Raw genomic sequence first — 23379 nt, 5'->3', positions numbered from 1 at the left:
CCCCTCCCGGAAGGGCCCCATCAAAGTATTACTTTGATGGGAACCCGTCGCGGGAGGGGAGCTAGTTCAACCGCGTTACTCCGCCGCGATCTGGATGCCGTCGCTGTCGAAGCCGGGCTCCGACTGCTTCAGGTCCACATTCAGGCCCAGCGAGCGCATTTCCTTGACGAGCACGTTGAAGCTCTCCGGAATGCCCGCCTCGAACGTGTCGTCACCCTTGACGATCGCCTCGTAGACCTTGGTGCGGCCGACCACGTCGTCCGACTTCACCGTGAGCATTTCCTGCAAGGTGTACGCCGCGCCGTAGGCCTGGAGTGCCCAGACCTCCATTTCGCCGAAGCGCTGACCACCGAACTGCGCCTTACCACCCAGCGGCTGCTGCGTGACGAGCGAGTATGGCCCGATCGACCGTGCGTGGATCTTGTCGTCGACCAGATGGTGGAGCTTGAGCATGTAAATGTACCCAACCGTCACCTTGCGATCGAACTTGTCGCCGGTACGTCCGTCGAACAGGTCCGACTGGCCCGACGGGTCGAGACCCGCCAGTTCCAGCATCGCCGACACGTCCGCCTCGCGTGCACCATCGAACACCGGCGTCGCCATCGGCACGCCGCCCTTCAGGTTCTTGGCCAGCTCGATGATCTCGTCACCCGAACGGGCGTCGATCTCTTCGTGATACTGCTCGCCATAGACCGTCTTGAGACGATCGCGGACCGCCTCCGGCATCGCACCGGCCTTGGCCTCCGGATTCTCCTCGCGCCAGGTTTCGAGCGCGTGGGTGATCTGCTGACCCAGACCGCGTGCGGCCCAGCCCAGATGCGTCTCGAAGATCTGCCCGACGTTCATGCGCGACGGCACGCCCAGCGGGTTGAGCACGATATCGACCGGCGTCCCGTCGGCGAGGAACGGCATGTCCTCCGCCGGCAGAATGCGGCTAATGACGCCCTTGTTCCCGTGACGGCCGGCCATCTTGTCGCCCGGCTGCAGCTTGCGCTTCACCGCGACGAACACCTTTACCATCTTCAGCACGCCCGGCGACAGCTCGTCACCACGCTCCAGCTTCTCGCGACGATCGTGGAACTTGTCCGTGATCAGCTTGGCGGCATCGTCATACTGGATCTTGACCGCTTCCAGATCGCTCTGGATCTTGTCGTCGGCGACCGCGAACTTCCACCACTCGTGGCGGTCGACGCTGTCGAGCAGATCCATGTCGATCACGACGCCCTTCTTGACGCCCTTGGGCGCCGAGGTGGCCGTCTGGTCGAGCAGCATCTCGCGAAGACGCGACCAGGTCGCACGGTTCAGGATCGAACGCTCGTCGTCCGAATCCTTCTTCAAGCGCTCGATCTCCTCGCGCTCGATCGCCATCGCGCGCTCGTCCTTGTCGATGCCGTGACGGTTGAAGACGCGAACGTCGACGACCGTACCCGACACGCCCGGCGGCAGACGAAGCGAGGTGTCGCGCACGTCGCTGGCCTTTTCGCCGAAGATCGCACGGAGAAGCTTCTCCTCCGGCGTCATCGGCGATTCACCCTTCGGCGTGATCTTGCCGGCGAGAATATCGCCCGGCTCGACCTCTGCACCGATGTAGACGATGCCCGCTTCGTCGAGGTTGCGAAGCGCTTCCTCGCCGACGTTCGGGATGTCGCGCGTGATGTCCTCAGGCCCGAGCTTCGTATCGCGGGCCATCACCTCGAACTCGTCGATATGGATCGACGTGAACACGTCGTCCTTCACGATCCGCTCGGAGATCAGGATCGAATCCTCGTAGTTATAGCCGTTCCACGGCATGAACGCGACGAGGCTGTTGCGACCCAGCGCCAGCTCGCCGAACTCGGTCGACGGACCGTCGGCGAGCACGTCGCCGGCACGGACCACGTCGCCCACCTTCACCAGCGGACGCTGGTTGATGCAGGTCGACTGGTTCGAACGCTGGAACTTCATCAGCGTGTAGATGTCGACGCCCGACTTGCCGGCATCGATCTCGCCGGTTGCACGGATCACGATACGCGCCGCGTCAACCTGGTCGACGATGCCCGCACGCTTTGCCGAGATGGCGGCGCCCGAGTCACGTGCGACCGTCTCTTCCATGCCGGTGCCGACGAACGGCGCCTCGGCCTGGACGAGCGGCACGGCCTGACGCTGCATGTTCGAGCCCATCAGTGCGCGGTTGGCGTCATCGTTTTCCAGGAACGGAATGAGCGATGCGGCGACCGAGACGAGCTGCTTGGGGCTGACGTCCATCAGCGTGATGTTGTCGGGCAGCGCCATCAGGAATTCGCCCGCCTGACGCGACGAGACGAGTTCCTCGGTAAAGCCACCGTCACCGGTCAGATCGGCGTTGGCCTGCGCGATCGTGTGCTTGGCCTCTTCCATCGCCGACAGGTACACGACGTCGTCGGTCACCTTGTGGTCGACGACCTTGCGGTACGGGGTCTCGATGAAGCCGTACTTGTTGACGCGGCTGAACGACGCGAGGCTGTTGATCAGGCCGATGTTCGGGCCTTCCGGCGTCTCGATCGGGCAGATGCGGCCGTAATGCGTCGGGTGAACGTCGCGGACTTCGAAGCCGGCGCGCTCACGCGTCAGACCACCTGGTCCAAGTGCCGACACGCGACGCTTGTGGGTAACTTCCGACAGCGGGTTGGTCTGATCCATGAACTGCGACAGCTGCGACGAGCCGAAGAATTCGCGGACCGCGGCAACCGCAGGCTTCGCGTTGATCAGGTCGTTCGGCATGACGGTCGAGACGTCGACCGACGACATGCGCTCCTTCACGGCGCGCTCCATGCGGAGCAGGCCGACGCGGTACTGGTTCTCGAGCAGCTCGCCGACCGAACGGACACGACGGTTACCGAGGTTGTCGATATCGTCGATCTCGCCCTTGCCGTCCTTGAGGTTCACGAGCGTCTTGATGACCTCGAGAATGTCCTCGGTGCGCAGCGTCGTGACGGTGTCCTCGACGTCGAGGTCGAGACGCATGTTGAGCTTCACGCGGCCCACGGCCGACAGGTCGTAGCGATCCGGATCGAAGAACAGACCCGAGAACAGCGCCTCGGCGGTCTCCAGCGTCGGCGGCTCGCCGGGGCGCATCACGCGGTAGATGTCGGACAGTGCCTGCTCGCGCTCTTCGGCCTTGTCGACCTTGAGCGTGTTGCGGATCCAAGGACCCGTTGCGACGTGATCGATGTCGAGCAGGTCGAGACGCTCGATGCCTGCTTGGTCGAGCAGTTCGAGGTTCTCGGCGGTCACTTCGTCACCGGCTTCGATGTAGATGCGGCCGGTCGACTCGTCGATCAGGTCGTATGCCGAATAGCGGCCGAAGATTTCCTCGGTCGGGATCAGCAGGTCGGTGAGACCGTCCTTGAACGCCTTGTTCGCGGCGCGCGGGGAGATCTTCTGGCCGTTCGGGAACACGACTTCGCCGGTCTTCGCATCGACGATGTCGAACATCGGCTTCTGGCCACGCCAGTTCTCGACCTGGAACGGAACGATCCAGCCTCCCTGGCCGCGGACGAACGTCACGCGGTTGTAGAAGTAGTTGAGGATCTCTTCCGACGTCATGCCGAGCGCGTAGAGCAGCGCCGTGACGGGCAGCTTGCGCTTGCGATCGATGCGGACGTTGACGATGTCCTTCGCGTCGAACTCGAAATCGAGCCACGAGCCGCGATACGGAATGACGCGGGCAGCGAACAGATACTTGCCCGATGCGTGCGTCTTGCCGCGATCGTGGTCGAACAGGACGCCCGGCGAACGGTGCATCTGGCTGACGATGACGCGCTCGGTGCCGTTGATGAAGAACGTGCCGTTCTCGGTCATGAGCGGCATGTCGCCCATGTACACGTCCTGCTCCTTGATATCGATGACCGACTTGGCCTCGGTATCGGGATCGACCTCGAACGCGGTCAGGCGCAGCGTGACGCGCATCGGCGCGGCATAGGTGATCCCGCGCTGGCGGCACTCCTCGACGTCGAACTTCGGCGGCTCAAGGACGTAATCGTCGAAATCGAGATAGGCGGTGCCGGCGAAATCCTGGATCGGGAACACGCTGCGCAGCGTCTTCTCGAGGCCCGAGACATGGCCGATCGACTTGTCGGAGCGCAGGAACTGCTCGTAGCTCTCGCGCTGGACTTCGATCAGGTTCGGCATCTGCACGACTTCGTGGATGTTGCCGAAGACCTTGCGGATGCGGCGCTTTGCGGTGCCGCCGTCGCGACGCTGCTTGGCAGCGCCCTCGTTGATCGCCTTGGAAGCCATAGGTTATTTGCCCTCAATAAACTGACGGGTCAGCCGTAATTTCGTGCCCGGGAACCCCCGGACGGGGCGTGCAGTAACGCAAAAAGGCCGCGCGCAATCACATGCGGCGGCTTTCGGCGAATGAAACCCCGGCATCCAATACGATCGACATGCTGCGCGACGGCCTGTCATTTCCCGGATGCTGTGGTGAGTGGCTCATATAGGACGGTGGTCGGCGCTTGTCAAAGCGGTCCGGTATCGCGCGGAATTGCGCGGAAAATGTCGAAGACCGGATGGACTTGCGACCGGGCATGCGCAGCGCAGCGGGTCGTGGAAAAATATTTGTAATAAAATCACAATGCCACGCAACGGCTTATTGGGCGACGAGCGACCCGGTGCGGATGCGGCGCTGTTCGCGGGGATAACAGCCCTGATCAGGATTAGTAGATACCAATTGGCTACCGGGATTGAATCCGCCGTACGGCGGGGCCTTGCCGGTGCCGTTCAGCCGTCATTCGTCAGCGTCCACCCTATTGCCGAGTTTACGCCCATGTCGATAGCCGCCCGGTCGGACCCGTCCGCGTGAGCGCCGATCCCAGTCTGGCGCCCCCACCGGGTGCGGCAGCAGGTTTCGGCCTGGGGCTGGCAAGCCCGGCCTCCGCTTGTCTGCCTGTGGCGGTAGAAGGGCGCGCGGTTCTGCCGCGACTGCTGTTCGTCCATGCCGCCGACGCGGCATCGTGCCAGGCGCATGCCGAGCTTCGGTCGCGGGGCTACTCCGTCGCCTGGATCGGCCATGCGGCGGAGATCGCGGCGGGAACGGCGTTCGCGCCTGACGTCGTGATTGCCGACGCGCAATCGCGGGGCGACGATCTGATCACCGTGCTTGATCAGATCGGGCACGACGGCCGGATCTGCCCGGTGATCGAGTTGCGGCCGCCGGGCGAATATCCGTCCGCCGTCCTCGGCGAGGCGATGATCGGCGAGCATCCGCTCGTCGGGTCGCTCGAGCGGACCTACAAGATCGGCGCACTCACCGCGATCCTCGCGTCGCTCGCGACCGGAACGGGCCGGTCGGAAGACGCTGGGGGCGACCGGCGCATGATCGCGGCGCTGCTTGTGGAATCGCGGCTGCTGCCTAACCTGCATTACGAGTTCCTGCCCAAGATCGACCTGACCACCGACCAGGTTGCCGGCTATGAAGCGCTCGGCCGGCTGCGCAACATCCCGGGTGTGAACCCCGAATGGCTGTTCGCCGCGATGACCGATGCGGGGATCGAGGCGGCAGCGACGATGAAGGCGGTCACCGCCGCGCTCGACCTCTGGCTTGCGCTGAGCGTCGAGCAACGGTCCGCGCCGGTCGCGATCAACTGCAGCCAGGCGGTGCTGGCCGATCCGCTGTTCCAGGCGGCGCTGGGCGATGAACTGCGCCGGCGGGGCGTCGCGTCGAACGGGCCGGGACGGGGCGTCCTGATCATCGAGATCACCGAGGATGCCCGGCCGGTCGATACCCAGCGGCTGGTCCGCGACATGAACGGGTTGCGCGATCTGGGCGTGGTGTTCTCGCTCGACGATTTCGGCAAGGGGGCGACGAATTTCGATCGCGTCTTCACGCTGCCGATCGCCGAGCTGAAGATCGACAAGGACTTTTTCGGCCATTGCGCACGCCACGTGCACGAACTCGGCATCCTGCGCGAGGTCGTCCGGTCCTGCCACGCGCGGGGGCTGAGCACGGTCGTCGAGGGGGTCGAGACCGAAGAGCATCTCGCGATCGCCCGTGACCTGGGCGCTCGCTGTGCGCAGGGCTTCTACTGGGGCCGGCCGATGGCGGCGGGGAGCTTCGCGCACGTCCGCGTGATCTGAAGGCCAGCAGTTCGCGATGCGGACGATCATCTGGTCGCCCTCGCGGCGCGGCTCATCGCATGGCGACTTGCCGCCGCGACCCGTTCGGCCTCCCCGCGCTAGCGTTGCAGGAGGGAATTTTCGACGATGAGCATACAATGGCGCCGCGCGCTTCTGATCGTGCCGGCTGGCCTGGCGCTGGCGCCGCCCGTGGTTGCGCAGGAGGCGGGCCAGACGTCGGACGCCGCGTCGCAGCAGTCGACCCCACCGGCGCCCGCCGGGACGGTTCGCGGGCTCGAGCCGCTTCAGGCCCGCGACACGGGGACGGCAGCGGTTCCCGTACCCGATACGCCGCGACTGGTTCTGCCGGCTCCGGCGACTGCGGAGGCGCCGCCGCGCAGCCGCACCCCCGCGCGGGCGCCGGCGACACGCACTGCAGACCCGGATACGCCGCGAGCCGCGCGGGTCGATGCCGCGACGACGTCCAGGCGTGCAGCGGAGCCCCTGCCGTCCGCCGCACCGCGCGACGCGGCGGACCTTCGAACGAATCCAGCACCCGCATCGACCGCCACCACGGCGCCGACGGCTCCGGCACCAGCCGTTCCGGCAACCACCGCGAGCCCCGAAGTCGCCCCCGCCGCCGCGCCGTCCTCCGCTTCCAACGAACGCACGATCGCCGCGCCACAGCAGGGCAGGGCGATGCCATTCTGGCTCTGGCTGGCGGTCATTCCGATCGTCGTCATCGCGCTGTGGTTGCTGCGCAGGGGGCCGCGTAAACGGCATGATCGGCTGGACTATCACGAGCCCGAACCGCTGATTGAAGCCGAGGCACCGCCGGCAAGGCCGCTTCCCCCGCTACCCACGCCGGTGCCGGTCCCGCCGAGCCCCGCGCGGGTGGTGACGCCGACCCCGGCGATCGCACCGCCGTCCCCGCCTGAGCCCGCGACGGCGGCAACCCCGCAATTTCTCGACCGGCGCGCGCGCGAGCCGGAGCGGGCGCGTCTGTCGGTCGAGCTGCGCCCGCTTCGTGCTGGGCTGAACCTGCTCAGCGCGACGGCCGAGTGTGAGCTCGTGGTGACGAACGTCGGCGCGGGCGTCGCGGAGGCGATCCGGGTCCAGGCGGTCCTGCTGAGCGCGCATGCTGGACAGGACGCCGATCTGACGGCGGTGAATGCGGGTCAGGTGCCGCGTCCGGCGACCGCGCCGTTCACGCTCGCGCCGGGCGAGTCACGCACGATCCGCACGGTCTCGGCCATGTCGCGCGAGGCGATCCACAGCATGACCGCGGCCGACCGGCCGATGTTCGTGCCGATCGTCGCGGTCAACATCCGCTATGCCAGCGGGGCGATTGCCGGTCAGACCGCGCGCGCCTGGGCGATCGGTGTCGAGCGGGTCGACTCGGCCAAGCTTGCGCCGTTCTGGCTCGATATCCCCGCGCGCATGTATGACGGGATCGCCGCGCGTCCCCATGCGCCCGCGATCATAGTCTAGGCGGGCTCGGGCGAGGGGGCGGGTCGCGTCGATCCGGCCCGGTCGCGTTCTATCCAGGCAAAAAAAAGGGCGACCCCATCGCTGGGGCCGCCCTTTTTTAGCTGCGGCCAGCAGGGGCGGAGCCCCTGCTTCGTCGGTCGGTGCAAGCACCGCCGGCCGGCCTTGCGGGGAGTGCGCTTCAGCGTGGCTGAAGCGTCTCTCCCGCTGCGGCTTACTTGACCTCGACGGTCGCGCCAGCTGCTTCGAGCTGTGCCTTGATCTTGGCGGCTTCGTCCTTCGACACGCCTTCCTTGACGGCCTTGGGAGCCGACTCGACCAGCGTCTTGGCTTCGGTCAGGCCGAGCGACGTGATCGCGCGGACTTCCTTGATGACGTTGATCTTCTTGCCACCGTCGCCGGTCAGGATGACGTCGAATTCGGTCTGCTCTTCAGCGGCCGGTGCGGCTGCGCCGCCGCCAGCTGCCGGTGCTGCGACCGCTGCTGCGGCCGAAACGCCCCACTTCTCTTCGAGCAGCTTCGAAAGCTCAGCTGCTTCGAGAACGGTCAGTTCGCTCAGGCTCTCAACGAGCGCGTTCAGGTCTGCCATGATAAATCTCCATCTCGGGGCATGTGCCCCATCAGTTCAAAAAGTTACGAAAGAGCCTGCAAGATCAGGCGGCTTCCTTCTCCGCGTAGGCGGAAAGCACGCGCGCGAGCTGCGCTGCCGGAGCCTGCGTGATCGTCGCCAGCTTCGTGGCAGGTGCCACGATGAGGCCGAGGATCTTGGCACGCAGTTCATCCAGCGAGGGCAGCGTTGCGAGCGCCTTCACACCGTCGACGTCGAGGGTCGTCGCGCCCATCGCCCCACCCACGATTTCGAACTTGTCGTTCGTCTTCGCGAATTCCACGGCCACCTTGGCGGCCGCGACGGGATCGATGGAGCTGGCCAGACCGACCGGACCCGTGAGCATGTCGCCCAGCGAGCTGTAGTCGGTGCCGTCCATTGCGATCTTGGCAAGCTTGTTCTTCGAGACCTTGTAGGTCGCGCCGGCGTCGCGCATCTTGTTCCGCAGCACAGTGGACTGTGCGACGGTCAGGCCGAGGTTGCGCGTCACAACGACGACGCCGACCTCGGAGAAGGTGCGGTTCAGCTCGGCTACGGCCGCGGTCTTTTGATCACGATCCATGCCATTCTCCACGTTTTCAGGTTCACCATTTGCACGGTGGACCCGGTTACTAACCGGAGGCGCAGACAAGCCCGCGCTTCCGGGTGTCTCGTCGATGGGGCATGGGAGAGGGCAGGCGCCGGAAGCGCTCCGCAAAATCTCATTCCCCGTCTAGGTGGGAGATTAAGCGCCGGCAAACCCGGTGCACCCACTGTCTCGGACGGAGTTCGGCAGGCGGACCCGCCGAACGAAGCCGCCGCATAGCCGAATCGGTCGCGAAGTCAATCGCCCAGATGCGGTCCGGTGCGTGTCGCGGAACCGTCACGCGACTGACGCGGAGGTGTCTCCGTTCCTTCACCGCACTGCCGCTTTACCCGGCCAAAGCTCCCCGCAGCGGTCAGATCGGCCGATCCGGGGGGACGTATGAAAATTCCGACGAACATGACGATGGCCTATCACGATGGCGATATCGACACGAACACCAGCGCCAATCCGCATCTGAACGATCTGATCGCGGTGCGCTATTCGCGTCGCCAGACGCTGATGGGCGGCCTGTCCGCCGCGACTGCCGCGGTGTTCGGGGGCATGCTGCTCGCAGGGTGCGACGAGGATGACCCGCGGCGTGCGGTCACCGTGCAGGCCGGTGCATCGGGCGCGACCTCGGCAGGCAAGACGGTCACGCTGACGGGCACGGTAGCGTCGGGCAGCGCGACGGGCGTCGCCTGGGCCCAGACCGGCGGCCCGGCCGTGACGCTCGCCAACGCGAACACCGCGACCGCGACCTTCACCGCGCCCAGCGTCGCTGCCGATACCACGCTCACCTTCACCTTCACCGGCACCAGCACCGACGGCATCCGCAGCGAGACCTCGACCAGCGTCACCGTCAGCCCGGCGCGGCTCGACTTCACCGCGGTCCCCAAGAGCCTTGCCGACGTCGTCGCGGTACCGGCCGGCTACAGCCTCACCGTGCTCTACCGCCTGGGCGATCCGATCGCGAGCGGCGTCGGCGCCTATGCCAATGACGGCAGCGACACGAACTTCGCACGCCGTGCGGGCGACCATCATGACGGCATGAGCTATTTCGGGCTGGCCGCAACCGGCAGCACCCCCGACGCCAACGGCAACACGCGCGGCCTGCTCGTGCTCAACCACGAGAATATCACCCAGGCCTATCTGCACCCCAATGGCGCGACCAGCATCGGCGGCGCGATCGGTGCGGGCGGTGTCCGCCCCGAGTCCGAGGCGCTGAAAGAGATGGAATGCCACGGCGTCTCGGTGATCGAGATCAGCCGGTCGGCCACCGCCTGGAGCTATGTGCCGGCCTCGGCGCTCAACCGCCGTATCACGCCGCTGACGCCGATGAGCTTCAGCGGTCCGGTCCGCGGCAACGCACTGCTCAGGACGCGCTATTCGACCGACGGCACGGCAGGGCGCGGGACGATCAACAACTGCGCGAACGGCACGATGCCGTGGCACACCTATCTGACCAATGAAGAGAATTGGGCAGGCTATTTCCGTCGCCAGTTCGGTGACGTCGCTGCGCGGGGCGGGTCGACCGCCAAGCAGAATGTCTCGCTCGCCCGCTATGGTATCCGCGAGACCGCCAACGCCACCACGTTCAACGGCAATTACGGCTGGGCCTCGGTCGTACCCGCTGACGCTGCCAACACGCTCTATGCGCGCTGGAACGTCACCACGACCGCCGCGACCGATGCCACCGGCGATTTCCGCAACGAAGCGTTCCAATATGGCTGGGTGGTCGAGATCGATCCGTTCGATCCCGCCTCGACCCCGCGCAAGCGCACCGCGCTCGGCCGCATGAACCATGAGGGTTGCGAGATCGGCCGGGCGATCGCGGGCGTCAAGCCGGCCTTCTACATGGGCGACGATGCGCAGAACGAATATATCTACAAGTTCGTGTCCGCCACGCCGTGGTCGGCGGCAGACGCGACCGCGACCAACCGGCTCGCGATCGGCGACAAATATCTCGACGCGGGCACGCTCTATGTCGCCAAGCTGAACGCCGACGGTTCGGGCCAGTGGCTGCCGCTGGTGTTCGGTCAGGGGCCGCTGACCAGCGCCAATACGACCTATCCGTTTGCGGATCAGGCCGATGTGCTGATCAATGCGCGTCTGGCGGGCGACGTGCTGGGCGCGACCAAGATGGATCGTCCCGAATGGACTGCGGTGAACCCGGCGACGGGCGAGATGTACTGCACGCTGACCAACAACTCGTCGCGCACCGCGGCGAATGTCGATGCGTCGAACCCGCGGGCCTATACCGATCCCAAGACTACCGGTGGCCAGACCACGGGCAACGCCAACGGCCATGTCATCCGTCTGCGCGAGACCGGCGACACGTCGGAGGCGACCGCCTTTACGTGGGACATCTACGCATTCGGTGCGGGCAGCGATCTCGATGCGACCAACATCAACCTGTCGGGGCTCGACGCGACGAACGACTTCTCGTCGCCCGATGGCCTGTGGTTCGGCCTGCCGAGCAATCCGACCGGCAACGTCACCCCGGTGATGTGGATCGAGACCGATGACGGCGCCTATACCGACGTCACCAACTGCATGCTGCTCGCGGCAATTCCGGGCCGTGTCGGCGACGGCGGCACGCGCGCCGTGACGAGCACGCTCGGCGGGACCAGCAACACGGTCACGACGCGGATCGGCAAGGCACCGGCCACGACGCTGCGGCGCTTCCTGGTCGGGCCGAAGGAATGTGAGATCACGGGCATTCATTCGACCCCGGATGGCCGCTCGCTGTTCGTCAACATCCAGCATCCCGGCGAGAATGGTGGTCCCACCAACATCACCAGCAGCTGGCCCGCGAACCAGGCCGGCGCGGTCGCGACCCCGTCGCGTCCGCGTTCGTCGACGATCGTCATCACCAAGAACGATGGCGGTATCATCGGGCTGTAAGCAGGGCAGGGGGCGGGTCACATAACGGACCCGTCCCCGGCTTTCGGCGTTACCTCATGCGAACGCATATCCAGCGTATCCGGAAAGGTTCGTCCATGACTCTCCCCGCATCGCCCGTCTGGTTCATCACGGGTTGCTCCACCGGCTTCGGCCGCGATCTCGCCAGGCTGGTCCTGGATCGCGGGTGGCGCGCCGTCGTCACCGCGCGGGACGCCGACCGGGTCGCCGACCTGGTCGAGGGGCATGACGACACCGCGCTCGCCCTCGCGCTCGACGTCAACGACCAGGCGCAGGTCGAGGCTGCGGTCGCGGCGGCCAAGGCGAAGTTCGGCCAGATCGACGTGCTCGTGAACAATGCGGGCTATGGCTATCAGGCGACCGCCGAAGAGGGGGACGAGGCCGAGATTCGTGCCCAGTTCGACACCAATGTGTTCGGGCTGTTCGCGATCACCCGCGCGGTCCTGCCGATCATGCGCGCGCAGGGCAGCGGCAACATCGTCAACTTCACCTCGGTCGCCGGGCTCATCGGGTTTCCGGGATCGGGCTATTATGCAGCATCGAAGCACGCGGTCGAGGGCTGGTCCGACTCACTGCTTGCCGAGGTCGGGCCACTCGGCATCGGCGTGACCTGTGTCGAGCCGGGCCCGTTCCGCACCGACTGGGCGGGGCGATCACTGCGCCAGACGCCAAGCCAGATTGCCGATTATGCCGATACCGCGGGCGCGCGGATGGCGGGAACGAAGGACGTCAGCGGGACGCAGGCCGGTGATCCGGTCCGGGCAGGCGAGGCGATCATCGCCGCGGTCGGCCAGGACGTGACGCCGCGCCATCTGGTGCTCGGCGCATTCGGCTATGAAGCCGTGACCGCAAAGCTGCGCGAACGGCTGGCCGCGATTGAGGCGGCGCGCGACATCAGCCTGGGTGCGGACTTTCCAGCCGATGCGACCTGAGCGCATCAGGCGGCCCTGACGCAAAAAGGGCCGGGAGATCGCTCTCCCGGCCCCGTTTCTAACACCCGAAAGCGCGAACGCCGATCAGGCGCCGGCGACTTCCGTCGTGTCGACCTTGATCCCGGCACCCATGGTGCTCGAAACCGCGATCTTGCGGACATACTTGCCCTTCGCGCCCGACGGCTTGGCCTTGACCACGGCGTCAACCAGCGCGTCGAAGTTCGCGCGCAGGTCTTCTGCCGGGAACGACGCCTTGCCGATGCCCGAGTGGATGATGCCGGCCTTCTCGACGCGGTATTCGATCTGGCCGCCCTTGGCGTCCTTGACCGCCTGCGCGACGTTCATCGTCACCGTGCCGAGCTTCGGGTTCGGCATCAGGCCCTTGGGACCCAGCACCTTACCGAGACGACCGACGATGCCCATCATGTCCGGGGTCGCGATGCAGCGATCGAAATCGATCGTGCCACCCTGGATGGTTTCCATCAGGTCTTCCGCGCCGACGACGTCTGCGCCTGCTGCGAGAGCCTCTTCAGCCTTCGCGCCGCGGGCGAACACGCCGACGCGGACGGTCTTGCCGGTGCCCTTGGGCAGCGTCACCACGCCGCGGACCATCTGGTCTGCGTGACGCGGATCGACGCCCAGGTTCAGCGCGACTTCGATCGTCTCGTCGAACTTCGACGTGGCGCCCGAGCGTGCGAGCGCGATCGCTTCGTCAATTGCGTGAAGCTTGACGGTGTCGACCGTGACGGCCTTCTGCTTCTTGGTCAGCTTTGCCATGATATCAGCCCTCCACCACTTCGAGGCCCATTGCGCGGGCGCTGCCTTCGATGATCTTCGTCGCAGCGTCGATATCGTTGGCGTTGAGGTCCTTCATCTTCGTCGTGGCGATCTCGCTCAGCTGCGAGCGCTTGATCTTGCCAGCGACGACCTTGCCCGGCTCCTTCGAACCCGACTTGAGACCGGCGGCCTCCTTGATCAGGTACGATGCCGGCGGGGTCTTCGTCTCGAACGAGAACGAGCGATCCGCATAGACCGTGATGACGGTCGGGATCGGCATGCCCTTCTTCAGTTCGCTCGTGCCGGCGTTGAACGCCTTGCAGAACTCCATGATGTTCACGCCGCGCTGACCCAGCGCAGGCCCGATCGGCGGCGCGGGCTTTGCCTCGCCTGCAGGGACCTGCAGCTTGATGTATCCGGTAATCTTTTTAGCCATGTCACTCTCTTGATAGGGGTCGCCCGCATAAGCGCGTACGGCCCGGTTTCGAGTCTAGCGGTACGAACGACGCACGCTCGACGCGCGTCTCCCGCAGGTTCCATCATCAGATGTTGGAAGCTGGCGCGCATAGCCGAGGCGTGCCGCTGGTGCAAGCCCGTGCACCGACCATTGGCGATCGCGGCGCAGGCGCCGGCCATGTCCCGGCGTCGGGATCACCCGACCGGTCACAGCAACGGCTGCCGCCGAGTATGCAACCGATTGCAGTCCGGAAGTCTTCACCTTCACCGCAATGATCCAGATCAGCGAATTTCAAGTTATTCGTACAAGATGATCTAAATCATGAGCGAAAACACAGCAAATGTGGCAAGTCCTGCACGAGGAGAGATTAGGACAGCCATGAGAGCGGCCTTTGATCATGACAGCGGAACATTGAGATTCCTTACAATGGCGCTCGGGCTTGCGCTTGGTCTGATGATCCCGCTTGGATTCATATTGGCATGCTCGCTTATACTTGATCGGCCGGTGACGATACTTATCGTCGGAATTATCGTTGGAATATCCGCAACCTATGCCCTCTCGGTGATCCTGATGCGGCCGTCGAAGCATGACGAGGAGCATGTCGGGGACGCCGTTCCCAAGGTTTCGCTTGCCATGATTTGCCTGGCGACGGCGCTGATCGTCTGTGGGTTCAGCATCTATGTGTCCGACCGGCCGCATTATCTTCTCTACCGGGACATGCCCCATATCGCCGCAGCGATGCTGTTCCTCCCCGGCATGCTCATCGGGTCTGGCTGTATCCTCTGCATGATCGCCGGGCGCGCCGTCTCGCGCTAGGCCGCACGGTTCGTCGCTCGGACCGCGCCAAAAAAGTGCCGACACGCCCGGGGCCCCATGGTGCCGGCCTATAATGGAGGCCGGACGTGTCGTTGCACGCCCGTCACTCCGAGAGTTTCGGCATGGATACGAAGATCAGCGTCGCGGACGGCGGCGGCAGATGGGATATGGCGAACGCCCCGTTCGTCGTCGACGCGCTGGCACGTTCGATCCCAACGGTGCAATTCTCGATGGAAGGCGAGGTGTTGGCGGTCAATGATCGCTATCTGCGCATTTTCGGTCGCGAGGCGCAGGACCTGATCGGCGGCCATCACAGCAGCTTCGTCCGGCTGACCGCGGCCGGGACGGCGGACTATGCGACCGTCTGGAACACGCTGCGCAAGGGGCGTCTGATCCAGACCGAGTTCGGCAGCATCGCCAAGGATGGTCGCGAAGTCTGGTTGCAGGCAACCTATATGCCGGTGCTGGACAGCAACGGCGTCCCGCAGCGCGTGTTCAAGCTCGCCAATGATATCACGTATGAGCATCAGCACGCCGCGGACCACATCAAGATGCTCGAGGCGATCTCGCGATCGACCGCGATGATCGAATTCGCGCTCGACGGGACGATCCTGTCCGCCAATCCGCTCTATCTCGCAATCACCGGCTATACCGAGACCGACATTCGCGGTCGGCATCACCGCATGTTCGTGTCCCCCGAGGACGCCTGCGATCCCAGCTATGAGCGATTCTGGGAACGGCTGCGCGAGGGGGAATTCATACGCTCCGAATTCCGCCGGATCGGGCGGGACGGGCGGCCGATCTGGCTGCAGGCGAGCTACAACCCCATCCTTGACGCGTGCGGCCAGCCGACACGGATCGTCAAGATCGCGACCGACATCACCGAATCGGTCGAGCTGCGCCTCGAAAACGCGCATCACGCGTTCAGCGACGCGCTGACCCAGCTTGCCAATCGGCGACGGTTCAACCGGACGCTGGCGGAGGAGGTCCGCCGCGCGATCCGGTCGGGTGACGACCTGTCGCTGATCCTCATCGACATCGATCATTTCAAGCGGTTCAACGATAATCATGGTCATCAGCAGGGCGATGCGTGCCTGCGGATCGTCGCGACCGCCATTCGGTCAGCGGTGCGGCGCGCCAATGATCTGGTCGCGCGTTTCGGCGGCGAGGAATTCGCGGTGCTGCTGCCCAGTGCCGGTGCCGATGTTGCGGCGACCGCGGCGGAAACGATCCGTGCGGCGGTCGAGACGTTGCGCGTCGACCATCAGGACGGGACACGCCCGGTGCTGACCGTCAGCGTGGGTCACGCATCGCTCAGCCGGGATCACCGCAGCGCCGACGTCCTCGCCGACGATCTCGTCGAGCGCGCGGACCGTGCGCTCTACCGGGCCAAGGAAGCCGGCCGCAACACCGTGTGCGACGACCGCGCCATCCATCCCAAGGGCTCCGTGACGCCGCCGTTCCGCGCGCCATTTTCCCGCTCGATCTCTCCCAAAGGATAACCCGAATGCTATGGTTCAAAGCCGACGCGCCTATCCGCCTGAAACTGCTGATCGCCTTTTCCAGTTTCGTCGTTCTGGTCGCCTGCACCGCAATTGCGGGATTGGTCCTTAAGGGCACCGCGCTGATCGGCGCGGGCGTCGCGGCAACGCTGATCGCGGTTGGGCTCGGCTATACCTATCGCGAGATGATCGCGGTGCCCTATGTCACCACCGTCGTTCGTATGGAGGCGCTGGCCGCGGGTGATCTCGAAAGCCCGATCGAATTCACGAACTTTCGCGACTGCGTCGGCCGCATGACCAAGGCGATGGGAACGTTCCAGGAGAATGCGCGGGTGCAGATTGCGCTGAACGTCGAGGCGTCACGCAACGCCGATGTGGTCAACCGCATGGCGCAGAATTTCAAGCAGGTGGCCGAGGGCAATCTGACTGTCGACATCACCGAGGACTATCCGGCGATCTACGAGGATCTGAAGGCGAACTTCAACATCGCGCTCGCCAGTCTGCGTGATCTGATCCGCTCGGTCGCGCAGGGCGCCGCCAGGATCCAGATCGGCTCGGGCGAGATTGCGCAGGCGTCCGAGGATCTGGCGCGGCGAACCGAGAGCACCGCGGCGAGCCTGGAGGAGACGTCGGCGGCGATCCATCAGATGGACAATCGCCTGAAGGATACCGCGCAGGGCGCGACGCGGTCGGTGGCGACCTCCGAGCAGGCGCTGAGTGCGCTCGATCATGGACGCCACAAGACCGACACGGCGGTCCAGGCGATGGAGCGCGTCAGCGATAGCGCCAAGGGGATCGACAGCGTCATCGAGGGACTCGACAAGATCGCGTTCCAGACCCGCGTCCTGGCGATGAACGCGGCGGTCGAGGCGGGACGCGCAGGCGATGCCGGACGTGGCTTTGCGGTGGTCGCCGATCTGGTGTCTGCGCTGGCGATGCGCGCGGAGGAAGAGGCCAAGCGCGCGCGCAACCAGCTGACCGTGACGCAGGTCGATATTGGTGCGGCGGTCGACGCGGTGCAACTGGTCGATCAGGCGCTGTCGGGGATCGTCGCCTCGGGGCGTGAAGCGGCGGATATTTCGCGGCAGATCGCGACCGACAATCAGGCGCAGGCGCTTGCTATCACCGAGGTGAGCGCCGCGGTCGGCAGCATGGACCAGGCGACGCAGAAGAACGCGGCGATGGTTGAGCAGACGTCCGCCGCAGCGCGGCAGCTCGCGCAGGAGGTCCAGCTGCTCGCACAGCACGCGCAACGCTTCGTCGTCGATGGCGGCGGGGCCCGGCAGGCGGCACCGGCCTCGGCGGCGCAGCCGGCAACGGGCGGACGCGACCATTATACGCTGGCGAGCGATACCCGGCGGCTGCCCGCCTCCGCGATCACCGCGCTGACCCGGCCGAGCTGGTAGGATCGACCAGCCGGGTCGGGGGCGGGTCCCGGTCTAGAAGCGGGCGCGCATGCCGACCCGGTAGATACGGCCGAGCGTGTCATAGAGCGCCGGGTTCACGTCGAGGCCGGTATTGGTCTGCGGCGCGGGTTCGGGATCGTGATCGAACATGTTGTCGACCTTGAAGAACAGACTGACCTGTTTGGACAGGTTCACCGACCCGCCGAGATCGACGTAGAAGGCGCCTTTCATCGTGTTGTAATCGATCGTCGGGTTATTGGCGGTCGAAGCGGGGCAGGCGGTCGTGCACACGACATACTGGTTGCCGAAATTGCCGTCGGAGAACCAGCGCTCCTGCAACGTCAGGCTGAAGAGGTCATTGTCGTAGCTTTGCGTGGCGAGCCATTTCCAGTCGGGTGTCGCACCATTGTTGGCGCCCGCCTGGTCGACCGTCGCGACACCGGCGATGCCCGCCTTCACGAGGAACTCGCGGACATTGGTGCCGAGCGCGCGGAGGGTGAAATTGCCCGGCAGGCCGAGCGGCCGCTTCCACTGGTAGCTCGCCTCGATGTCGAACCCGCTGGTCTTCCACGAGGCAAGGTTGAATGGCTGGACGTTGATGAAGTTGCCGCCCTGGGTCGGGCTGTTCAGGACGAAGCCGCCGCAGAACGCCTGATTGCCCTCGAAGCAGAAGCGCACGATCTGGTCCGCCGACAACGTCGAGATCACGCCGTCGAGCTTGATGCTGTAATAGTCGAACGACAGGCCGAGCCCGGGCAGCCAGGACGGGTGCGACAGGACGATGCCGGCTTCGGTATTGCGCGCGATCTCGGGCTTCAGGTCCGGATTGCCGATGGTGTTCTGGAACGCCTGGACGCCGCCGCCGGGGGGGAAGGGGTTGGTGAAGTTGGGCAGCGTCGTGACGGTCGGTGCGGCAAACAGTTCGGACAAATTGGGTGCGCGGACGTCGCGCGACGTCACCGCGCGCAGGCGGATGCCGTCGAGCGGCGTCTCCCAGGTGCCGCCGATCTTCCACGCCCAGATTGTCCCCGACGTGCTGTAATGCGTGACGCGACCCGCACCGTTCAGGTTCGCGCGGCCGATCGCGTCGCCCTTGAACAGCGGCAGGTTCAGCTCGAGAAAGCCCTCATAGACCTCGTATTTGCCGCCACCGTTCTTGTAGTTCCCCGCCGCCCAGTTGCTGCCCAAGGTCGAGTTGAGCAGCGGGTCAGCGGGATAGTCGGCGCTGTTGGGGCTGAGCGCGGTGACGCCGGCGCCATAGGGATCGCCGTGGACGCGGTAATATTCCCGCCGATATTCGCCGCCGAACGCGACCGCGAGCGGCCCCGCCCACAGGCTGAGCGGTTCGCCCGAGAAGTTCAGGCTGGCGACGTCCTGCGTCAGCTTGGTCCGCTGCAACGGTCCGTTGACGGGGGTGACATAGGCGAGCGCTGCGGCGGAGGGGGGCGACCCGCCGAAGATGTTGATCGGCTGACACCCGGCAGCGCGAGCGGCGGCGTCGGCGCAGACGATCGCGCCGTTCAGCGTGATCGCGTTGGCGGCCGCGACATAGCGGTTCTGCAAGACGGTGTTCTCGACATCGATATGCGCGATCGTGATGCCATGTTCGTAATAGCCGTCATAATTCCAGTCGGTGCCGGCCAGATCGAACCGCCCCTTCAGCCCGCCCACGAACCGGTATTGGCGGCGGTCGGTCTGCACCAGCGGATCGGGGAAATTGCCGTTGCTCGTGCCGAAGCCGAACTGCGTGATCCCGGCGGTCGCGCACCGATCGCGGATCAGCTGCGGCAGATACGGATTGGCGCACTGCACGGTCAGACTGGGGCGGTTATAGCCCGGGCTCGGCTGGTTGCTCGTCTTCACCTGCGCGAGGTTGACGGTGACATAGGCTTCGTTGTTCTCGGCAAAGTCGAAGCCGACGCGGGTGAAGCCGTTGAGGCGTTCGAGTGAGGATTTGAGCGACGCGCCCGACCCCGGCGCACCCGACAGGTCGCCGCCGACGCAGAAGCTGTTGCCGGGGAAGCAGCCGGTAACGCCACCCGTTCCGGTCGGGCGGCCGTTCGACCCGTAGTTGAAGTTGAACGGCGCGCCATTCTGGTCGAACGCGATCCCCTGTAGCGGGCCGTTGTTGATCAGCCCGAACCGCGCATATTGATAGGGCTGGGCATAGTCGCGATAGTTGAACTGCGGCAGGCCGTTGTTCGCCTGGCCGGTATTGACCAAAGTCGTCGCGCGGTACCAGTCGCGCCCCTTGGCGAGATCGGTGCCGAAATCGCCGGGCCCGACGCCGTCCTCATGATCATATTCGGCGCTGACGATCAGGTGCAGCCGGTCATTGAACAGCGATTTGCCGAACGCCGCCTGGACCAGCGCCTGCTGATCGTCGCCGTAATTGGTGATCCCGCCCTGGATATTGCCCTTGAACCCGGTGAACCGCGTGTCGGTGATGAAGTTGACCACGCCGCCGACCGCGTCCGAGCCGTAAGAAGCGGACGCACCGCCTGTGACCACGTCGACGCGCTTCACGAGCAGTTGCGGGAACATGCTGATGTCCGGAACGCCCGTCACGTTCGCGCCGACGACGCGTTGCCCGTCGAGCAGGGTCAGCGTCCGGATCGGCCCGAGGCCCCGCAGCGAAAACGAGCTGAGCCCCTGCGTGCCGCTCGACGTGCTGAACGTGCCGGTCGCTGCGCCGGTCGAGCCTTGCAGCGACGGCAACTGCGCGATCGCGTTGAAGATGTTCGGCTGGGCATTTTTGAGGATCTGTTCCTCGCCGATCACGGTCGTCGGCGTCGGCGCGTTGAACCCGCTGGTGGTGATGCGCGTGCCGGTGACGACGATGTCGGCCGCGGACGCTGGCGGCGGGCTGTCTTCGGCGAGCGGCGTCGCCGGCGTCACGGTCGGGGGCGGGGCCGGGGGGGCGGTCTGGGCGAGAACGGGTGTCCCGATCAGCGCGATCGCCGACACCATCATCCCGGTCGCGGTGCCGCCGATGCGTGCGGCAAAATCTCGGTCGTGCCTGGCCTTCGCCATGATCCCATCCCCTTTCGGTCATGGCCCAGGCCGTCTGTCCGGTCCGGGTCCGCAATCCGTTATGCGGCGATCCTATCGTGGACCGGCGGGGGGAACATCTACGACCATCGTCGCAACGTTCGAGGTGCAATTAGGGCATGAGGCGCTTGCGGCCCTGCGACAAATGCCACCGCATCGCCAGCGCGGCGCCGTCGGCATCCTGCGCCCGGATCGCCTCGACGATCGCGTCATGCTCGTCCATCATCGCGCCGATCACCTCCGGCGCGCGCGACCGCGATATGTCCACGCCGGCGCGCAGGATCCGCATCACCGCATCCTGGAGATGCTCGAACACCGGCAGGAACGCCGCGTTGGCGGTCGCCTCGACGATCGCGCGGTGGAGCAGCCAATCCTCGTCGTGCGCGGGCGCGTTGGACAGCAATGCCGCGCGCAATGCCTCGAGCGCCTGCTCGATCGCCGCGAGCTGTTCGTCCGAGCGTCGCTGCGCCGCCAGCCGTGCCGCCTCCGCCTCGAGCACGAAGCGGACCTCATAGGTGCCAAGCGTCGCGGCGAGCGCATCCATCGGCATGTGCGTGCCGAGCCGCGCGGACGGCCGCCGCTTGACATAGGAGCCCGCGCCGAGCCGCGCCTGGGTGATGCCGTCCGAGGCGAGCCGGGCCAGCGCCTCGCGAACGATCGTCCGCGACATGCCGAACATCGCCGCGAGCTTCGCCTCCGATGGCAGCCGGTCGCCGATCGCGAGTTCGTCATCGGTGATGATCCGCACGATCGCGGTGTAGGCGCGATCCGCCAGCCGCCCCTCGCTCACCGGCACCCGCCCCCTCTCGTCACCGCGTCCTGTCCCATCTCAGACGACATAGCTCAGCGCCAGGACGAGGACGAGGCCGACCACCGAGATCGCGGTCTCGAGCAGCGACCAGGTGCGGAAGGTGTCGGCGGTGCTCGTGCCGACATAGCTCTTGACCAGCCAGAAGCCGGGATCGTTGACATGGCTGAAGAAGACCGAGCCCGCGCCGATCGCGAGCACGACGAGTTCGGGGGAGACGCCCGAGTTCGCGACGACGCCGGGCATTATTCCGACCGCAGTGATCGTCGCGACCGTCGCCGACCCCGCCGCGAGCCGGATCGCGACCGCGACAAGCCAGCCCAGCAGCAGCGGGGAGATCGCATACATCAGCACCGTCCGGGCGAGCAGGTCGGACAGCCCGGCGGTCACCAGCACCTGTTTCAGTGCGCCGCCCGCGCCGATCGCCAGCAGGATCGCCCCCGCCGCGCCCATCGTTTCATGCCACACCGCGTCCTGGATCGCCGCCTCGCGCAGCCGTCGCCCGAACAGTAGCGGCAGCGCGACGAGGTTGGTCAGCAGCAGCGCGACGACCGGGTTGCTCGCCGCGACGAGCCAGCCCGCTCCCTTCAGCGCGGGCATCATCTGCCCCAGCTCACCCGTCGCGATCATCAGCACCGGCAGCAGCACGATCAGCAGCGCCCAGAGCCGCGGCGGCGGTGCTATGGCGAGCCCCGCGTCGGTCGCGACCGGTGACGACAGCCGGACGCCGCGAGTCGTGATCTTCGCCAGCAGTGGACCCGCGATCACCGCGGTGGGGATCGCGATCAGGATGCCGTACAGCATTGTCCGCCCCAGATCCGCGCCCAGCGCCTCGACCGCCAGCAACGGACCCGGATGCGGCGGGACGAGCGCATGGACGACGCCGAGCCCTGCCAGCGCGGGCATGATCAGCCGGAGCTTGGCGGCATCCCGTACCGGGCCGTCCTCGCCCGTCATTTCCTCCGCGGCGGCGACGACGATCGGCAGCAGCAGGACGAGCCCGGTTTCGAAGAACAGCGGCAGGCCGACGACGATCGCGATGCCCAGCGTCGCCCAGGGGGCGGCGCGTGCGCCGGTCATCTGCAGGGCACCGCGGGCGAGCGACGCCGCGGCCCCTGACAGATGCAGCATCGCGCCAAGCGACAGGCCGAGCGCGACGACGAGCCCGGTCCCGCCGATGATGTCGCCGACCCCCTTCTGCACCGCCTTGGCGACGTCGGGCAGCGGCAGGCCGGCCAGCAGCCCGACGGTGAACGCACCGCACAACAGGCCGATAAAGGGATGCAGCCGGCCGCGGACGATCATCACGACGGCTAGGGCGATGCCCGCCAGCGCCGCGATCACGAGCCTCAGGTCGCCGCCGATCACGGATGGGTGCCGTTCGCTCGCATGCGACCGCGCTGTGACTGCATCATCGACATCACTCCCAATGATCCGACGACGCGTTCGTCTGCCGGTTTGATAACAGCTGTAGGACAGGTTTCTGTCTGACGACACCGAAAAGGCTTGATCACCGCGAAAATGCGGAGGCATAGTGAGGACCTGTCCAACCGACTCCGCAAGAGAGATGGATGGGCCGGCACTGAGAAGCCTTTGACCGCGGCAATCGACCGGGGCGTGAAAAGCCGACAGCAGAGGAGGATGACCATGGACGGGACTGCCCAGACCGCACGGCAAATCCAGCACGCCCCCACGACCTCGAACGCGATCTCGAACGCGATCTCGAACGCGACCACGAACGCGGGCCAGGCGCTGGCGATGCGCGCGCCGTTGCCGCGGCTGACGCCGACGCAGATCAAGGTCCTGCGCGGGGTGCATTCGGGATTGCTCAACAAGCAGATCGCCTTCGATCTCGGCATCGCGGAAGCGACCGTGAAGGCGCACATGACCGCGTTGATGCGCAAGCTCAACGTGCGCAACCGCACGCAGGTCGCGGTGCTCGCGCATACGCTCATGCTGCAGGCGGCCTGACC

General features: G+C 65.9%; 16 protein-coding genes. 8 read left to right on the top strand and 8 right to left on the bottom strand.

Going from position 1 to position 23379, the window contains the following annotated elements; all coding sequences use genetic code 11:
• Positions 1-75 precede the first annotated feature (75 nt).
• Entirely contained in the window at positions 76-4257 is a 4182-nt protein-coding gene (gene rpoB / locus C8J24_RS01645; RefSeq protein WP_031393738.1) for a DNA-directed RNA polymerase subunit beta, read from the bottom strand.
• A 561-nt stretch (positions 4258-4818) separates the two neighbouring features.
• Here rpoB and C8J24_RS01635 point away from each other — a divergent pair.
• Together C8J24_RS01635 and C8J24_RS01630 are read left to right on the top strand one after the other, a co-directional pair.
• The gene (locus tag C8J24_RS01635; protein ID WP_146163611.1) at positions 4819-6096 is read left to right on the top strand and encodes an EAL domain-containing protein; all 1278 of its coding nucleotides are present in this window, start codon (positions 4819-4821) and stop codon (positions 6094-6096) included.
• A 126-nt stretch (positions 6097-6222) separates the two neighbouring features.
• Positions 6223-7566, top strand: a complete 1344-nt coding sequence (locus tag C8J24_RS01630; protein WP_107929827.1) for a hypothetical protein — start codon at positions 6223-6225, stop codon at positions 7564-7566.
• Positions 7567-7777: 211 nt separating this feature from the next.
• Here C8J24_RS01630 and rplL read toward each other — a convergent pair whose 3' ends face one another.
• Both rplL and rplJ read right to left on the bottom strand, forming a co-directional pair.
• Complete coding sequence (gene rplL / locus C8J24_RS01625; RefSeq protein ID WP_031392842.1) at positions 7778-8152, bottom strand: 50S ribosomal protein L7/L12; 375 nt, start codon at positions 8150-8152, stop codon at positions 7778-7780.
• Positions 8153-8216: 64 nt separating this feature from the next.
• Positions 8217-8732: a 50S ribosomal protein L10 gene (rplJ, locus tag C8J24_RS01620; RefSeq protein ID WP_031392843.1), complete on the bottom strand. Its 516-nt coding sequence runs from the start codon at positions 8730-8732 to the stop codon at positions 8217-8219.
• Positions 8733-9134: 402 nt separating this feature from the next.
• On the opposite strand from rplJ, the gene C8J24_RS01615 reads away from it, so the two are divergent.
• Together C8J24_RS01615 and C8J24_RS01610 are read left to right on the top strand one after the other, a co-directional pair.
• Positions 9135-11639: a PhoX family protein gene (locus C8J24_RS01615; RefSeq protein WP_208620892.1), complete on the top strand. Its 2505-nt coding sequence runs from the start codon at positions 9135-9137 to the stop codon at positions 11637-11639.
• 95 nt (positions 11640-11734) lie between these two features.
• Entirely contained in the window at positions 11735-12589 is an 855-nt protein-coding gene (locus C8J24_RS01610) for an oxidoreductase (RefSeq protein ID WP_107929824.1), read from the top strand.
• Between the two features lie 84 nt (positions 12590-12673).
• Here the strand turns inward: C8J24_RS01610 and rplA are convergent, their stop codons facing one another.
• On the bottom strand, positions 12674-13366 hold the full coding sequence (gene rplA, locus C8J24_RS01605) for a 50S ribosomal protein L1 (protein ID WP_031439626.1): 693 nt from the start codon (positions 13364-13366) through the stop codon (positions 12674-12676).
• A gap of 4 nt (positions 13367-13370) precedes the next feature.
• Positions 13371-13802: a 50S ribosomal protein L11 gene (rplK, locus tag C8J24_RS01600; protein WP_031392847.1), complete on the bottom strand. Its 432-nt coding sequence runs from the start codon at positions 13800-13802 to the stop codon at positions 13371-13373.
• 447 nt (positions 13803-14249) lie between these two features.
• Between rplK and C8J24_RS01595 the strand changes: the two genes are divergently transcribed.
• The 3 genes from C8J24_RS01595 (at position 14250) to C8J24_RS01585 (ending at position 17547) form a co-directional block, all read left to right on the top strand.
• The gene (locus C8J24_RS01595; RefSeq protein WP_056674699.1) at positions 14250-14639 is read left to right on the top strand and encodes a hypothetical protein; all 390 of its coding nucleotides are present in this window, start codon (positions 14250-14252) and stop codon (positions 14637-14639) included.
• A gap of 122 nt (positions 14640-14761) precedes the next feature.
• Positions 14762-16141 (top strand): sensor domain-containing diguanylate cyclase, encoded by a 1380-nt coding sequence (locus C8J24_RS01590; RefSeq protein ID WP_107929822.1) that lies wholly within the window; start codon positions 14762-14764, stop codon positions 16139-16141.
• Between the two features lie 5 nt (positions 16142-16146).
• Complete coding sequence (locus tag C8J24_RS01585; RefSeq protein WP_107929820.1) at positions 16147-17547, top strand: methyl-accepting chemotaxis protein; 1401 nt, start codon at positions 16147-16149, stop codon at positions 17545-17547.
• Positions 17548-17580: 33 nt separating this feature from the next.
• Here C8J24_RS01585 and C8J24_RS01580 read toward each other — a convergent pair whose 3' ends face one another.
• From C8J24_RS01580 to C8J24_RS01570, 3 genes are all read right to left on the bottom strand, one after another.
• Positions 17581-20580 (bottom strand): TonB-dependent receptor plug domain-containing protein, encoded by a 3000-nt coding sequence (locus C8J24_RS01580; RefSeq protein ID WP_244180334.1) that lies wholly within the window; start codon positions 20578-20580, stop codon positions 17581-17583.
• A 130-nt stretch (positions 20581-20710) separates the two neighbouring features.
• A complete protein-coding gene (locus C8J24_RS01575) occupies positions 20711-21388 on the bottom strand; it encodes a FadR/GntR family transcriptional regulator (protein ID WP_056406405.1) in 678 nt (225 codons plus the stop codon).
• A 39-nt stretch (positions 21389-21427) separates the two neighbouring features.
• The gene (locus tag C8J24_RS01570) at positions 21428-22774 is read right to left on the bottom strand and encodes a GntP family permease (protein WP_244180332.1); all 1347 of its coding nucleotides are present in this window, start codon (positions 22772-22774) and stop codon (positions 21428-21430) included.
• Positions 22775-23164: 390 nt separating this feature from the next.
• Here C8J24_RS01570 and C8J24_RS01565 point away from each other — a divergent pair, with 390 nt between their 5' ends.
• Positions 23165-23377, top strand: a complete 213-nt coding sequence (locus C8J24_RS01565; RefSeq protein WP_037529849.1) for a helix-turn-helix domain-containing protein — start codon at positions 23165-23167, stop codon at positions 23375-23377.
• Positions 23378-23379: the final 2 nt, after the last annotated feature.

This window comes from Sphingomonas aerolata (assembly GCF_003046295.1).
GTDB classification, from domain to species: domain Bacteria; phylum Pseudomonadota; class Alphaproteobacteria; order Sphingomonadales; family Sphingomonadaceae; genus Sphingomonas; species Sphingomonas aerolata.
This window is presented reverse-complemented; position numbering and strand designations above follow the sequence as displayed.